Annotated in this window: 13 protein-coding genes; 12 read left to right on the plus strand and 1 reads right to left on the minus strand. The window is 74.5% G+C overall.

Annotation, left to right across the window (positions count from 1 at the left end):
• Nucleotides 1-326 precede the first annotated feature (326 nt).
• The 8 genes from PH190_RS17495 to PH190_RS17530 all read left to right on the plus strand — a co-directional run bounded on the left by PH190_RS17495 (nucleotide 327) and on the right by PH190_RS17530 (nucleotide 10,902).
• Complete coding sequence (locus PH190_RS17495; RefSeq protein WP_274232805.1) at nucleotides 327-1,514, plus strand: ROK family transcriptional regulator; 1,188 nt, start codon at nucleotides 327-329, stop codon at nucleotides 1,512-1,514.
• Between the two features lie 199 nt (nucleotides 1,515-1,713).
• Nucleotides 1,714-2,583 carry a trehalose-phosphatase gene (otsB, locus tag PH190_RS17500; RefSeq protein ID WP_274232806.1) on the plus strand — a complete coding sequence of 290 codons (870 nt, stop codon included), beginning with the start codon at nucleotides 1,714-1,716 and terminating at the stop codon, nucleotides 2,581-2,583.
• A 76-nt stretch (nucleotides 2,584-2,659) separates the two neighbouring features.
• Nucleotides 2,660-5,359: a glycoside hydrolase family 65 protein gene (locus PH190_RS17505; protein WP_274232807.1), complete on the plus strand. Its 2,700-nt coding sequence runs from the start codon at nucleotides 2,660-2,662 to the stop codon at nucleotides 5,357-5,359.
• Nucleotides 5,356-6,105 (plus strand): HAD family hydrolase, encoded by a 750-nt coding sequence (locus tag PH190_RS17510; protein WP_274232808.1) that lies wholly within the window; start codon nucleotides 5,356-5,358, stop codon nucleotides 6,103-6,105. Before PH190_RS17505 ends, PH190_RS17510 begins: the two co-directional genes overlap by 4 nt.
• Nucleotides 6,102-7,079 (plus strand): ROK family glucokinase, encoded by a 978-nt coding sequence (locus PH190_RS17515; RefSeq protein WP_274232809.1) that lies wholly within the window; start codon nucleotides 6,102-6,104, stop codon nucleotides 7,077-7,079. Before PH190_RS17510 ends, PH190_RS17515 begins: the two co-directional genes overlap by 4 nt.
• Nucleotides 7,076-8,524 carry a sugar porter family MFS transporter gene (locus PH190_RS17520; RefSeq protein WP_274232810.1) on the plus strand — a complete coding sequence of 483 codons (1,449 nt, stop codon included), beginning with the start codon at nucleotides 7,076-7,078 and terminating at the stop codon, nucleotides 8,522-8,524. The genes PH190_RS17515 and PH190_RS17520 overlap by 4 nt, the downstream gene beginning before the upstream one ends.
• A 132-nt stretch (nucleotides 8,525-8,656) precedes the next feature.
• Nucleotides 8,657-9,853 carry a glycosyltransferase family 4 protein gene (locus PH190_RS17525; RefSeq protein ID WP_274232811.1) on the plus strand — a complete coding sequence of 399 codons (1,197 nt, stop codon included), beginning with the start codon at nucleotides 8,657-8,659 and terminating at the stop codon, nucleotides 9,851-9,853.
• Nucleotides 9,850-10,902: an NUDIX hydrolase gene (locus PH190_RS17530; protein WP_274232812.1), complete on the plus strand. Its 1,053-nt coding sequence runs from the start codon at nucleotides 9,850-9,852 to the stop codon at nucleotides 10,900-10,902. The genes PH190_RS17525 and PH190_RS17530 overlap by 4 nt, the downstream gene beginning before the upstream one ends.
• A gap of 64 nt (nucleotides 10,903-10,966) precedes the next feature.
• On the opposite strand, the gene PH190_RS17535 is transcribed toward PH190_RS17530, so the two are convergent.
• On the minus strand, nucleotides 10,967-11,383 hold the full coding sequence (locus PH190_RS17535; protein WP_274232813.1) for a VOC family protein: 417 nt from the start codon (nucleotides 11,381-11,383) through the stop codon (nucleotides 10,967-10,969).
• Between the two features lie 74 nt (nucleotides 11,384-11,457).
• Between PH190_RS17535 and PH190_RS17540 the strand changes: the two genes are divergently transcribed.
• The 4 genes from PH190_RS17540 (at nucleotide 11,458) to PH190_RS17555 (ending at nucleotide 14,134) form a co-directional block, all read left to right on the plus strand.
• Nucleotides 11,458-12,048, plus strand: coding sequence for a TetR/AcrR family transcriptional regulator (locus PH190_RS17540; protein WP_274232814.1), 591 nt, complete (start codon nucleotides 11,458-11,460; stop codon nucleotides 12,046-12,048).
• 110 nt (nucleotides 12,049-12,158) lie between these two features.
• On the plus strand, nucleotides 12,159-13,061 hold the full coding sequence (gene pdxS, locus PH190_RS17545; RefSeq protein WP_274232815.1) for a pyridoxal 5'-phosphate synthase lyase subunit PdxS: 903 nt from the start codon (nucleotides 12,159-12,161) through the stop codon (nucleotides 13,059-13,061).
• A 43-nt stretch (nucleotides 13,062-13,104) separates the two neighbouring features.
• Complete coding sequence (locus PH190_RS17550) at nucleotides 13,105-13,650, plus strand: hypothetical protein (RefSeq protein ID WP_274232816.1); 546 nt, start codon at nucleotides 13,105-13,107, stop codon at nucleotides 13,648-13,650.
• Nucleotides 13,651-13,672: 22 nt separating this feature from the next.
• Nucleotides 13,673-14,134: a hypothetical protein gene (locus tag PH190_RS17555; RefSeq protein WP_274232817.1), complete on the plus strand. Its 462-nt coding sequence runs from the start codon at nucleotides 13,673-13,675 to the stop codon at nucleotides 14,132-14,134.
• Nucleotides 14,135-14,166: the final 32 nt, after the last annotated feature.

The raw sequence follows: 14,166 nt of genomic DNA on the forward strand, positions 1-14,166 counted from the left end.
GCGCGCGTCCCCGGAGCAGCGAAGGACTCCTCGGCTGCCGGGGACGCAGCGAGGGACGCCCTCGCTCCCCAGGGCGCGCCGGAACGCGCCGGGACCCCGACGCAGCGAGGGACGCCCTCGCTGTCCGGGACGCAGCGAGGGACGCCCTCGCTCCCGGGGGCGCGCCGGGGCACGCCGGACCTCGACGCACCCAGGGACGCCCTCGCTGCCCAGGACGCAGCGAAGGAGTCCCTCGCTGCCACCCCCCAGCGCGCCCCGCCACCCCGCTCCGACCTCCCCCGGAAGACGTGACGTGGAGCACACGATCCCGGGGTAGAGTTCATCGCATGAACACGGCGTCGCGGCCCGGCTCGCCGGCCGGCCTGCGCGACGCGAACCGCCGCCGGGTGCTCGACGCCGTGCGTGCGGCCGGCGCGCCGACGCAGGCGGAGATCGCCGCGGTGACCGGGCTGGCGCCGGCGACGGTGTCGAACATCGTCCGCGACCTGGGTGCCGCGGGCGTCCTCGCGGCCGGTGACGAGGTCCGCGGCGGGCGGCGGGTGCGGGCGGTCCGCCTCGTCCGCGGCGCGGGCGTCGTGGCCGGCATCGACTTCGGGCACCGGCACGTGCGCGTGGCCCTCGCCGACGTCGCCGACCCGGCGATCAGCGCGGCACCCGAGCGCATCGAGCTCCGCGCGGACCTGCCCGACGGGCACGGGGTCACCGACGGGCTGGCCACCGCCGCCGAGCTGCTCGAGCGGGCGGTGACCGAGGCCGGGGCCCGCCGCGCCGCGCTGCGCGGGGCCGTCGTCGGCCTCCCCGCCCCGCTCGATCTCGCGACCGGGGCCGTCGGCGCGTCCGGGGTCCTGCCCGGCTGGGTGGGCGTGCCCGTGGCCGGGCGGGTCGCCGAGCACCTGGGCGTCCCGAGCTGGGTGGACAACGACGCGACCCTCGGCACCCTCGCCGAGCAGCGGTGGGGCGCACTGCGGGGCGTCGACCACGGCATCTTCCTCAAGCTCTCCGACGGGGTCGGCGCCGGACTCGTCCTCGACGGGCGGCTCTACCGCGGTCCCGACGGCACGGCCGGCGAGGTCGGGCACGTCGCCGTCGACCCGGGGGACCGGTTCGCGGCGGTCTGTCGGTGCGGGCACCGCGGCTGCCTCGAGACCCTGGTGTCCACGCGCACCGTCACCGCCATGCTCGAGCCGCTGCTCGGCGCCCCGCTCACCGTCGCGGACGTCGTCGCCCGCGCCCGTGACGGCGACGCGCCCTGCGCCCGGGTCCTCGCCGACACCGGGCACCACGTCGGCGTCGCGCTCGCGGGCCTGTGCACCGTGCTCACCCCGCGCCGCATCGTCGTCGGCGGAGAGCTCGCGCAGGCCGGTGACCTGTTGCTGGGCCCGCTGCACGCGGCGCTCGGGGCGGCCGCGCTGCCCGGCACCACGCGCACCGCCGAGGTGGTCGTCGCCGAGCTCGCCGAGCACGCGCCGGTGCTGGGGGCGCTGGCGCTCGCCCTCGACCGGTGCGCCGTTTGAAGATCTCCCGACCCCGCGGCGGAACCCCGCCCGCCACCCGGTGACGAGCCCACCCGAACGGGTGGTGCCCCGCCGTGCGCGCGGGGCAGCGGTGGTCCAGGATCGCGACGCTGTGTTCATCCGTTGACGACGTCCGGGTGCCGCCCTAGCCTGTGGTTCGCATCACACGACAACGGCGCCCCGAGATGCGGAGGCCCTGGTGACCGTGCCCGCAGACGACGGTCGGGCTCCGCAGCGCGGCGCGCCCGTCACCACGACGGCGGACCGGTTGCCGCACGCGCTCGACGCCGCCGAGGTGTCGGAGCGCCTGGCCGGGCGTCGCCCCGCGGTCTTCCTCGACTACGACGGGGTGCTCACGCCGATCGTGCCGCGGCCCGAGGACGCGATCATGACCGACGCGATGCGCGACGTGCTGCACGCGCTCGCGGGCCGCTGCCCGGTGTGCATCGTCTCCGGCCGCGACCGGGCGGTCGTCGCCGAGCTCTCCGGTGTCGACGACCTCGTCATCGCCGGCAGCCACGGCTTCGACATCCACGACCCGCAGCGCGGCGTCATCGAGCACGAGGCCTCGCGCGGGTGGGAGGATCTGGTCGCCGAGGTCACCGAGCGGGTCCGCACGGCCGCGGCGGAGATCGAGGGCACGCAGGTCGAGCCCAAGCACGCCTCGGTCGCCGTGCACGACCGCCACGTCGCCGACGCCGACCGCCCGCGGGTCCAGGAGCTGGTCGACGCCGTCCTCGCCGAGCACCCCGGGCAGCTGCGCGTGACGCCCGGCAAGTTCGTCCACGAGATCCAGCCGAAGATCGACTGGAACAAGGGCAAGGCCGTCGAGCACCTCATCGGCGTCCTCGACCTCGACCACCCCGACGTCGTCCCGATCTACCTGGGCGACGACATCACCGACGAGGACGCGTTCCGGGCCCTGGCCCGGCGCGGTGATCACCGCGAGCCCGGACTGGGCATCCTCGTGATCGACCCGGCCGACGCGCCGTCGCGCGAGACCGCCGCGACGGCCGTGCTCGCGACGGTCGACGAGGTGGCCCGCTTCCTCGACGGCCTCGCCCGGTGAGCCCCGCCCGGGTGAGCCCCCGCCCGCCCCGAGAGTCCCGACAGCCGCCGCCCGCTCCCGGAGACCGGAGACGTCCGTGACCACGACGACGACCGAAGACCAGACCCCCAGCACCACGACCGACGGCCGCACGACGCCGTCGACGTCCGACGTCCTGCCCGGCGGCGCCGTCGCCGACGACTTCACCCTCACCTGGACCGGCCTCGAGCCCGACGACGAGGGCCTGCGCGAGGCGCTGACCAGCACCGGCAACGGCTACTTCTGCACCCGCGGCGCGGCCGAGTGGGAGGACACCGACGCGCCCCGGCACTACGCCGGCACCTACGCCCACGGCGCGTACAACCGCGAGACGACGATCCTCGGCGGCCGCCCGGTCCTCAACGAGGACCTCGTCAACCTGCCGAACTGGCTCGTCCTCAAGCTGCGCATCGAGGGCGAGGAGGCCATCCGCCTCGACAACGTCGAGGTGCTGGACTACCGCCACTCCTACGACATCCGCACCGCGACGATCAGCCGCGACTTCCGCTTCCGCGACCGCGCCGGGCGCGAGACGACACTGTCCAGCCGGCGCTTCGTCTCGATGGCGCACAGCCACCAGGCGGCGATGGAGTGGACGGTCACCGCCGAGAACTGGTCGGGCCGCATCGGGATCGTGTCGGCGATCGACGGCCGCGTCGACAACACGATGGTCGCCCGCTACCGCGACCTCGAGGGCCGCCACCTCGACCCCGTCACGCCCCGGACGTTCGGGCCGGAGATCATCGCGCTGAAGGTGCGGACCCGGCAGTCGAACCTCTACGTCTCCGAGGCCGCCCGCACGCGGGTGTACCGGGGCCGGGGCCGCGGCTGGGAGAAGATCGAGCCCGCCCGCACGCTCCACCAGATGAACGACTACGTGCAGCAGGTGCTCGACCTCGACATCACCGAGGGCGAGACCGTGCGGGTCGAGAAGATCGTCTCGTTCTTCACCAGCCACGACAACGCGATCACCGAGACGCTGACCGCGGCCGGACGCCACGTCGAGCGCTACCCGGACTTCGCCGGCTGCCTGGCCGAGCACGTCGACGCCTGGGACGAGTACTGGGACGTCTGCGACCTCGAGGTCCCGGCCGAGCCGCGCGTGCAGCTGCTGCTGCGCTTCCACATGGCCCACGTCCTGCAGGTGTGCTCGCGGCACACCGCCCGCCACGACGCCGGCGTCCCCGCCCGCGGTCTGAACGGCGAGGCCTACCGCGGGCACGTGTTCTGGGACGAGCTGTACGTCTACCCGTTCCTCAACTACCGGCTCCCCGAGATCACGCGCGGCCTGCTGATGTACCGCTACCGCCGCCTCGCCGAGGCCCGCGCGGCCGCGGCCGAGGCCGGCTACCGCGGCGCGATGTTCCCGTGGCAGTCGGGCAGCGACGGCACCGAGGAGACGCAGGTCGTCCACCTCAACCCGCTGTCGGGCCAGTGGGACCCCGACCACTCCCACAACCAGCGCCACGTCAACGCCGCGATCTTCTACAACGTCTGGCAGTACTACCAGGCCACCGACGACCTCGAGTTCCTGCGCGACTACGGCGCGGAGCTCATGCTCGAGATCGCCCGCTTCTGGGCCTCGATCGCGCACCGCAACCCCAACACCGGGCGCTACGAGATCCACGGCGTCATGGGGCCGGACGAGTTCCACGAGCGCTACCCCGGCGCGGACGCCGGCGGGCTGCGCAACAACGCCTACACCAACGTCATGGTCGCCTGGATCTGCGCGACCGCGCCGAAGGTCCTGGCGCTGCTGCCCAAGAGCCGCCGGCGCGCGCTGCGCAGCCGCCTCGGCATCACCGACGACGAGATCGCGCGCTGGTCGGAGATGTGCACGTCGATGGCGGTGCCGACCCACCTCGACGACGACGGCCACGCCGTCATCACCCAGTTCGAGGGCTACGAGGCGCTCGACGAGCTCGACTGGGAGGGCTACCGGTCGAAGCACAAGAACATCCAGCGGATGGACCGCATCCTCAAGGCCGAGGGTGACGACCCCGACCGCTACAAGCTCGCCAAGCAGGCCGACGCGGTCATGCTGTTCTTCCTGTTCGGCGACGACGAGCTGCGCGAGATCTTCTCCCGGCTCGGCTACGACGAGATCGCCCACGACGGCGACCTCGCGCGGCGCACCATCGCCTACTACGACCGGCGCACCTCGCACGGCTCGACGCTCTCGCTCGTCGCGCACGCCGCGGTGCTGGCCGGCATCGACCCCGAGAGCTCCTGGGAGCGCTTCCTCGTCGCCGTCGAGTCCGACATCGGCGACGTGCAGGGCGGCACCACCAAGGAGGGCATCCACATGGGGGTCATGTCGGGGACCCTCGACCTGCTCCAGCGGGCCTACCTCGGCGCCGGGGCCCGCGACGGCGTGCTGACGTTCTCGCCGCGCCTGACGCTGCGCCTCGACGGGCTCGCGCTCTCGCTGGTGTTCCAGGGCACGACGCTGCGCGTCTCGGTCGCCGACGGCGCGATGACCGTCGCCGTGCAGTCCGAGGGCTTCAGCCACCCGGTCCGCATCGGCCTCGGCGACGAGGTCCGCGAGCTCGGCGCCGGCCAGGAGTGGACGGTGCCCCTCGACCGCGACGGCCGGATCGGCCCCGGCGCGACGTCCGCGTCGGGCTCGACGTCCGCGGCGGGCGGCGACAGCACCGGCGGCACCGGCGGCACCGGCGGCGCCGGCGCGACCGACCACGGCACCGCCTCGATCCCGACGACCACCGGCGGGCACGACCACGAAGGGAACGGCGCATGAGCGGGTACAGCGGAGCGATCTTCGACGTGGACGGGGTCCTCGTCGACTCGCCGCACGAGGAGGCCTGGCGCGAGTCCCTGCGCGAGCTCATGGAGGGCCCGTGGTCGGACATCGTCGCGCAGACGAGCTACGCACCGGAGAAGTTCACGCCGGCGCTCTACCACGAGCGGATGTCGGGCAAGCCGCGCAAGGCCGGCGCCACCGCGGCGCTCGAGTACTTCGGCGTCCCCGACATCGACCGGCGCGTGCAGGAGTACGGCGAGTACAAGCAGGAGATGATCATCCGGCTGATCTCGGAGGGTCGCTTCTCGGCCTACGACGACGCCGTGCGCTTCGTCGTCGAGGTCAAGCAGTCCGGCATCCCCATCGCCGCCGCCTCGTCGTCGAAGAACGCGAAGCTCTTCCTCGAGCGCGTCGACCTGACGCGGTTCGGGGCGGAGGGCAACCTCCACGGCTACTTCGACGTGGACGTCTCCGGCCGTGACTTCGCGCAGGGCAAGCCCAACCCGGAGATCTTCCTGACCGCGGCCGCCGAGCTCGGTGTCGACCCGGCGAACGCGTTCGTCGCGGAGGACGCGGTCAACGGCATCCAGGCGGCGAAGGCCGGCGGCTTCGGCGCGCTCGGGGTGTCCCGCGCCGACGACGTCGACGCGCTCGCCGCCGAGGGCGCGGACGTGGTCGTCACCGACATGGGCGAGATCGACCTGTCCGCTCTGGCCCGGGGCGAGCTGGTGAAGAAGTCATGAGCGAGCTGACCGTCGGCGTCGACGTCGGCGGCACCAAGATCGCGGCGGGCGTCGTCGACGACAGTGGCAAGCTCCTCGCGTCGACCCGCCGGGAGACCCCGGCGACCGACACCCACATGGTGCTCGAGGCCATCGCCGACGCTGTCCGCGAGCTGCGCGCCGGCCACGACGTCACCGCCGTCGGCATCGGAGCGGCCGGGTTCGTCGACGCCGCCCGGGCCAAGGTCATGTTCGCGCCGAACCTCGCGTGGCGCGACGAGGACCTGCGCGGCCAGCTGTCGGCGGCCCTCGAGCTGCCCGTGGTGGTCGAGAACGACGCGAACGCCGTCGCGTGGGCGGAGTCCCGCTTCGGCGCGGGCCGCGACCACGACGACCTCGTCGCGATCACGATCGGCACGGGGGTCGGCGGCGGCATCGTCACCAACGGGCGGCTGCTGCGCGGCGGGTTCGGGGTGGCCGCCGAGATCGGCCACATCACGATGGTCCCGTACGGCCGCCGGTGCGGCTGCGGGTTGCAGGGCTGCTGGGAGCAGTACGGCTCGGGCCGCGCGCTGCTCACCGAGGCCCTCGAGATCGCGCGGCACTCGCCGGCGTTCGCCGCGGGCCTCATCGCGGCGGCCGGCGGCGACCCCGAGGCGATCACCGGCGAGATGGTCACCGCGACCGCCCAGCAGGGCGACGTGGGCGCGCTGCACTGCTTCGACGAGATCGGCCGCTGGATCGGCCTCGGTCTCGCCCAGCTCGCGGCGGTGCTCGACCCCACCCTCTTCGTCATCGGCGGCGGCGTGTCCGCGGCGGGCGAGGTGCTGCGGGGACGGGTCGAGGAGGTCTTCCGGGCCAACCTCACGGGGCGCGGCCACCGGCCCGTCGCCGAGGTGCGGCTCGCGGAGATGGGGTGGGAATCCGGCATGGTCGGCGCCGCCGACCTCGCCCGGACCAATTTCGACAGTGCCGTACCGGGGAGTGACCGATGACCAGTCCAGGATCGGGGTCGGGCGCGCCCGGCTCACGGGAGAAGACGACCGCCAAGGCGATCCTCATCTCCATCGTCGCCGCCGTGGGCGGCTTCCTCTTCGGCTTCGACTCGAGCGTCATCAACGGCGCGGTCGACGCCATCAACTCGCAGTTCGGGCTGGAGAGCAGCCCCTTCCTGTCCGGGTTCGCGGTGGCGGTGGCGCTGCTCGGCTCGGCGGTCGGCGCGTGGTTCGCCGGCCCGACGGCCGACCGCTACGGCCGCGTCCGCGTCATGCTCATCGCCGCCGCCGCGTTCGCGATCAGCTCGATCCTGTCCGGCCTCGCGTTCGCCGTGTGGGACCTCATCCTGTGGCGCTTCATCGCCGGCATCGGCATCGGCATCGCCTCGGTGATCGCGCCGGCCTACATCGCCGAGATCGCGCCCGCGCACATCCGCGGCCGCCTGGCCTCGCTGCAGCAGATGGCCATCGTGCTCGGCATCTTCGTCGCGCTGCTCTCGGACGCGCTGCTCGCCAACGCCGCCGGCTCGGCGGCGAACGTGCTGTTCCTCGGCGCCGAGGCCTGGCGCTGGATGTTCATCGTCGGCGTCATCCCGGCGGTCATCTACGCGATCCTCGCCCTGCGGATCCCCGAGTCGCCGCGCTACCTCGTGGCCAAGGGCCGCAACGACGAAGCGGCCGTGGTGCTGGCGAACGTGCTGGGGTCGTCGACCGACGCCGTCCAGCACAAGATCGGTGAGATCGCGGACAGCCTGCGCCGCGAGGACAAGCCCAGCCTGCGGGACCTCACCGCGCCCGGCACCGGCCTGCGCCCGATCGTCTGGATCGGCATCCTGCTGTCGGTCTTCCAGCAGTTCGTCGGCATCAACGTGATCTTCTACTACTCGACGACGCTGTGGCAGGCCGTCGGGTTCTCCGAGAGCGACTCGTTCTTCGCGTCGGTCATCAACTCGCTGGTCAACGTGGTCTCGACGATCGTCGCGATCCTCATCGTCGACCGCGTCGGCCGGAAGCCGATGCTGCTCGGCGGCTCGGCCGGCATGGTGGTGACGCTCGCCGTCATGGCGGTCGCGTTCTCGCAGGCGGTGGAGACGGTCGGTGCCGACGGCGAGCTCTCGCCCAGCCTGCCGGGCGTCTGGGGCCCGGTCGCCCTGGTCGCCGCCAACCTCTACGTGGTCTCCTTCGCGGTCACGTGGGGCCCGGTCGTCTGGGTGCTGCTCGGCGAGATCTTCCCGAACTGGCTGCGGGCCGCCGCGCTCGCCGTCGCCGCCGCCGCGCAGTGGATGGCGAACTTCGTGGTCACGGTGACGTTCCAGGCGCTCGCCGACCTCAGCCTGGCGTTCGCCTACGGCATCTACGCCGCCATGGCCCTGCTCTCCTTCTTCTTCGTCGCGCGGTACGTGCAGGAGACGAAGGGCAAGGAGCTCGAGGAGATGGTCGGCTGACCTCTGCGCGCTGGGGGAGCGAGGGTGACGTTCGCTGCGTGGGACGCAGCGGACGTCACCCTCGCCCCGACGGGCCCGTGTGCCGGCGGTGGTCACGGGGGTCCGACGCGCGGTCGATAGGCTGGGCGCGCCATGCGCATCGGGATCGTGTGTCCGTACTCGCTGGACGTGGCCGGCGGGGTCCAGGCCCACGTCCTCGACCTCGCCCGCGCGCTGACGGGCCTGGGCCACCACGTCGACGTCCTCGCGCCGGCCGGTGACGACACCCCGGTGCCGGCGGGGGTGACGCGCGCGGGGCGCTCGCTCGGCATCCCGTACAACGGCTCGGTGGCCCGGCTGACGTTCGGGCCGGTCTCGCTCGCGCGGGTGCGGCGGTGGCTGCGCGACGGGAACTTCGACGTCCTGCACGTCCACGAGCCGACCGCGCCGAGCCTGTCGTTCCTCGCGCTGGTGGTGGCCGAGGGCCCGGTGGTGGCGACGTTCCACACCTCGACGCCGCGCTCGCGCACCATGACCTTCTTCGAGCCGGTGCTGCGCCCGCTGCTCGAGCGCGTCACGGCCCGGATCGCGGTGTCGCCGCTGGCGCGCCAGGTCTACGTCGAGCACCTCGGCGGCGACGCCGTCGAGATCCCCAACGGGGTGGACGTCGCGGCCTTCGCGGATGCGCCGCCGCTGCCAGGGCACGGCCACCACGGGAACGGGGCCACGGTCGGGTTCGTCGGGCGCTACACCGAGCCCCGCAAGGGCATGCCGCTGCTGCTCGAGGCCCTGCGCCCGCTCGCCCCCACCCGCCCCGACCTGCGGCTGCTCGTGGTCGGCCGCGGCGACGAGGACGAGCTGCGCGAGCAGGCGGGCCCCGAGCTCGCCGACCGCATCGAGCTCCTCGGCGCCGTCGACGAGGCCACCAAGGCGTCGATGCTCGCCTCGGTGGACCTGCTCGCCACGCCCAACACCGGCGGCGAGAGCTTCGGCGTCGTGCTCGCCGAGGGCATGGCGGCCGGCGCGCCGATCGTCGCGAGCGACATCGACGCCTTCCGCCGCGTGCTCGGCGAGCCGCCGGCGGGCGTCGCGGTGCCGAGCGGGGACGCCGCGGCGTGGGGCGCGGCCATCGCGGCGCTCCTCGACGACCCCGCCCGGCGCGACGCCCTGCGCCTCGCCGGGCGGCGTCGCGTAGCGGCCTTCGACTGGTCGGTGGTCGCCGCCGCCGTCCTGCGGGTGTACGAGGTCGCCGTGGCGGCCGATCCCCGGCGCGTCGCCGCGAGCCCCCTCCCGAGGAGGGCGGACCGCGCGCCGGCCGGCGCGGGCCACGACCTACCGTCGTCCCCGTGACCCTCCTCGGCCCCACCGGCGTGCTGGTGGTCATCGTCGTCACCGCGGTCCTGCTGCTGGTGATCGTCACCGCGGCGGTGCTCGTCGCCCGGGCCCGTCGGCTGGACCGGCTGCACGTGCGCACCGATGCCGCGGCCGCGGGCCTCGCGGCCGTGCTCGACCGGCGCGCGGCCATCGTGCGGGCCATCGCCGCGACGGCCGGGCCGGTCGCGCTCGCGGACGGCGACCGCCGGGCCCTGCGCGCCGCGGCCCGTGCGGCCACCGCGACGCGCGCCGCCGGCGAGGGGGTCCTCGACACCGAGCGCGAGGAGGCCGAGAACGACCTGACCCGCGCGCTCGTCCCGCTCGACACCGCGGCGCTGCCCGCCGACCTGGCCGCCGAGCTCGCCGACGTCCACGCCCGCGTCTCGGTCGCCCGGCGGATCTACAACGACGCGGTGCGCGACACCCGCGCGCTGCGCGGACGGCGGATGGTGCGCTGGCTGCGCCTCGCGGGCACGGCCCCGATGCCGCCGTACTTCGAGATCGCAGAGCCGGGCCCCGACGGCGTGGTGGTCGAGCCCGCCGCGGTGCACGTGGCCCAGGACGCGGTGCGCGCCGTGGTCGTCGACGACGACGGGCGGGTGCTGCTGTTCGAGGGCGTCGACCCGGCCCGGCCGGCCGAGGCGTTCTGGTTCGCCCCCGGCGGGGGCGTCGCGACCGGCGAGGACCCCGTGGCCGCCGTCGCGCGCACGGTGGGGGAGGAGACGGGGCTCGAGGTCGCCGCCGAGCAGGTCCGCGGGCCGCTCTGGGTACGCGAGGTGGTCTTCGAGGCCGACGGCACCACCTACGCCGGGCGCGAGCTCTTCCACGCCGTGCACGTCCCTTCCGGCGAGATCGACGCGACGGCGTTCACCGAGCACGAGGCCCGGACGGTGCGCGGGCACCGCTGGTGGACCCCCGCCGAGCTCGCGGTGACCCTCGACGTCGTGCACCCGCACCAGCTGCCCGACCTGCTCGCCGACCCCCGGTCGCTCGAGCCCGGCCCGGTGCCGCTCGCGATCCACTAGCCCACCACCAGGTGCGCCTCCGGCGCTCGTGAGCAGAAAGAAGTGCTGGAGCACTTCTTTCTGCTCACGAGCCCGAAGGGCACCTAGCGGCGTCCTCGTACGCGGCGCCGACGGGGATCTCGGTGATCACGTCGACGAGCACGCCGGCCGGGTCGGCGACGATGAAGTGGCGCTGGCCGAACTCCTCGGAGCGCAGGTCGAGCTCGGGGCGCAGGCCCCCGCGCACGACGAGCCGCTCGTACTCGGCGTCGACGTCGGGCACCTCGACGTTGAGCAGCAGCCCCCGGGCCGGGGTGCGGAAACCGGCGGGCACGGTCGGGTGGTCGGCGGCGACGAAGGCCAGCTCGTGGGCGCCGCGGCGCAGGCTGACGTACCAGTCGACGGCGAAGACCACCTCGAAGCCGAAGCGCTCGACCCAGAAGCGGCGGGAGGCGTCGACGTCGGCGACGCCGAGAACGGGGTAGAAGCCGGTCGGTCCCATGGGCGTGTCCTTTCGCGTACCGTTGGTACGTCGAAGAGTGCTCACGTACCATCGGTACGTCAAGCGGAGGTGTCGTGGCCGGGGTGCGGGTCGAGCAGAAGGAGCGCACGCGCCGGGCGCTCGTCGGGGCGGCGCGGACGCTGTTCGCGTCGCGCGGGTACGCCGACGTCGGCCTGGCCGAGATCGTCGCGGCCGCGGGCGTCACCAAGGGCGCGCTCTACCACCAGTTCGACGGCAAGGCCGAGCTGTTCCGGGCGGTGCTGGGCGAGGTCGCGGCCGAGGTCGCCGACGCCGTCGTCGCGGCGGCGCGGGCGGCGGGCCGCGACACCGGCGGGGACCCGTGGGCGCAGCTGCGGGCCGGGTGCCGGGCGTTCCTCGTGGCGAGCACCGACCCCGCCCGGGTCCGGATCGCGCTCGTCGACGGCCCGGCGGTGCTCGGGTGGGCGCAGTGGCGCGCGCTCGACGAGGCGACCTCGCAGCGCCACCTCGTCGAGGCGCTCGAGGGCCTGGTCGCGCGGGGTCTGCTCGCGCCGCGCCCCGTCGCCCCGCTGGCGCACCTCCTCGGCGGCGCCATGAACGAGGCGGCCCTGTGGCTCGCCGACGAGCCGGACGCGCTCGAGCCGGCGTGGACCGAGCTCGCGGCGATGCTCGACGCCCTGCGCTGAGTCGCGGACCGAGGGGTGCACGGCGTCACGGCACCGGGCCTCCCCGCGGCCGTACGATCGCGGGGGACCCACCACCGACGCAGCCGTCGTACGTGCACCGGAGGACCACCGTGACCAGGCCCGACACCGCCACCACCACCGGCACCGGAGGGGTCAAGCGCGGCCTCGCCGACATGCTCAAGGGCGGTGTGATCATGGATGTGGTGACGCCCGAGCAGGCGCGGATCGCCGAGGACGCCGGGGCCGTCGCCGTCATGGCCCTCGAGCGCGTGCCCGCCGACATCCGCGCCGACGGGGGCGTCGCCCGGATGTCCGACCCGGACATGGTGCGCGGCATCGTCGACGCGGTCTCGATCCCGGTGATGGCCAAGGCGCGCATCGGCCACTTCGTCGAGGCGCAGGTGCTGCAGTCGCTCGGCGTCGACTACGTCGACGAGTCCGAGGTGCTCACCCCCGCCGACGAGGCGCACCACATCGACAAGTGGGCGTTCACCGTGCCGTTCGTGTGCGGGGCGACCAACCTCGGCGAGGCGCTGCGGCGCATCGGCGAGGGCGCGGCGATGATCCGCTCGAAGGGCGAGGCGGGCACCGGCAACGTCGTCGAGGCCACCCGCCACATGCGCGCGATCCGCGCCGACATCCGCCGCCTGTCGCGCACGGACCCCCAGGAGCTCTACGCCGCGGCCAAGGAGCTGCAGGCCCCGCTGCCGCTGGTCCAGGAGGTCGCCGAGTCGGGCCGGCTGCCCGTCGTCCTGTTCACCGCCGGCGGCATCGCGACCCCCGCCGACGCGGCGATGATGATGCAGCTCGGCGCCGAGGGCGTCTTCGTCGGCTCGGGCATCTTCAAGTCCGGCGACCCGGCGCGGCGCGCCGAGGCGATCGTGCGCGCGACGACCTTCCACGACGACCCGGACGTCATCGCCAAGGTCTCGGCCGGGCTCGGCGAGGCGATGGTCGGGCGCACCACCGCCGACATGCCCGACGCCGAGCGGCTCGCCACCCGCGGCTGGTGAGGCTCCCCGGACGACCACACCGACGCATGGGACGATCGCGACGATGACCACCCCGCACGGCTCCCCGCGCCGGCTGGTCGACCTCCGCGGCCAGGAGGCGCCCGCCGACCCGGACGCCCGGACCGACGTCGTGCGGGCGGTGCCCGAGCCTGCCCCGGAGTCGCCGGCCCGGGGCCGGCGTACGCCCGCCGACGAGCCCGAGCCGGTCGCGGAGCCGGCCCGGCGCAACGGCATGGGCACGCCGGCGCTCGTGCTCGGCCTGCTCGCCGCCGCCACGTGCTGGACGGGCTGGGCGGGTGTCGTGCTCGGCCTGCCGGCGGTGATCGCGGGCTACCTGGGTGCGCGGCGCGCGTTCCACGACCTCGCGACCGACGGCGCGTCGTCGCTGGGCGGGCTCGTCGCGGGCGCCGTCGGGCTCGTCGTCGGCGCGGTCATCGTCTGGCCGACGCTGTTCGGTTCCGGCGGGTTCGGCGACGGGCTGACGCTCGACCAGTGCATGGCGCAGTCGACGACGGCCCGCGAGATGCACATGTGCAAGTCGCAGCACCTCGCCGAGTTCAACCAGCGCTACCCGAACGCCGCCGAGTGAGGGCCGCTGGCACGATGCCGGCATGACGTCCGCCCCGCCCCCTGCCCGGCAGGACCGCCAGCGGGACCCGCGTGAGCGCGACGGCGGTCTCGGCACCCTCGCCCTCGCCCTCGGCCTGGTCGCCGCGGGGACGGGCCTGACCGCCGCACTGTGGGCGGGTATGGACTGGCTGGGGTGGGTCGCCCTCGTGCTGGGCCTGCTCGGTCTGGTCGCCGGGTTCGTCGGCTCGCGGCGCGCGTTCCACGACCCGCGGCGCAGCGGCGGCATGTCGCTCGGGGGCTTCGTGCTCGCCCTCGTGGGGCTGATCGTCGGGGCGTGGCTGGTCGTGCCCGGCCTGCTCGGCATCGGCACCTTCGGCGAGGGCCTGACCCTCGACGAGTGCATGGCCCAGGCCCAGGGCCAGCAGGAGGAGCGCATGTGCGCCTCCCAGCACCTCGACGAGTACCGCGCCCGCTTCGGTGATCCGGGCGGCACCGGCGGATAGACGGGTATCGCGCCGCACGATCGGTGACCCCT

The sequence above is a fragment of the Actinomycetospora straminea genome (genome assembly GCF_028737255.1).
GTDB lineage: Bacteria > Actinomycetota > Actinomycetes > Mycobacteriales > Pseudonocardiaceae > Actinomycetospora > Actinomycetospora straminea.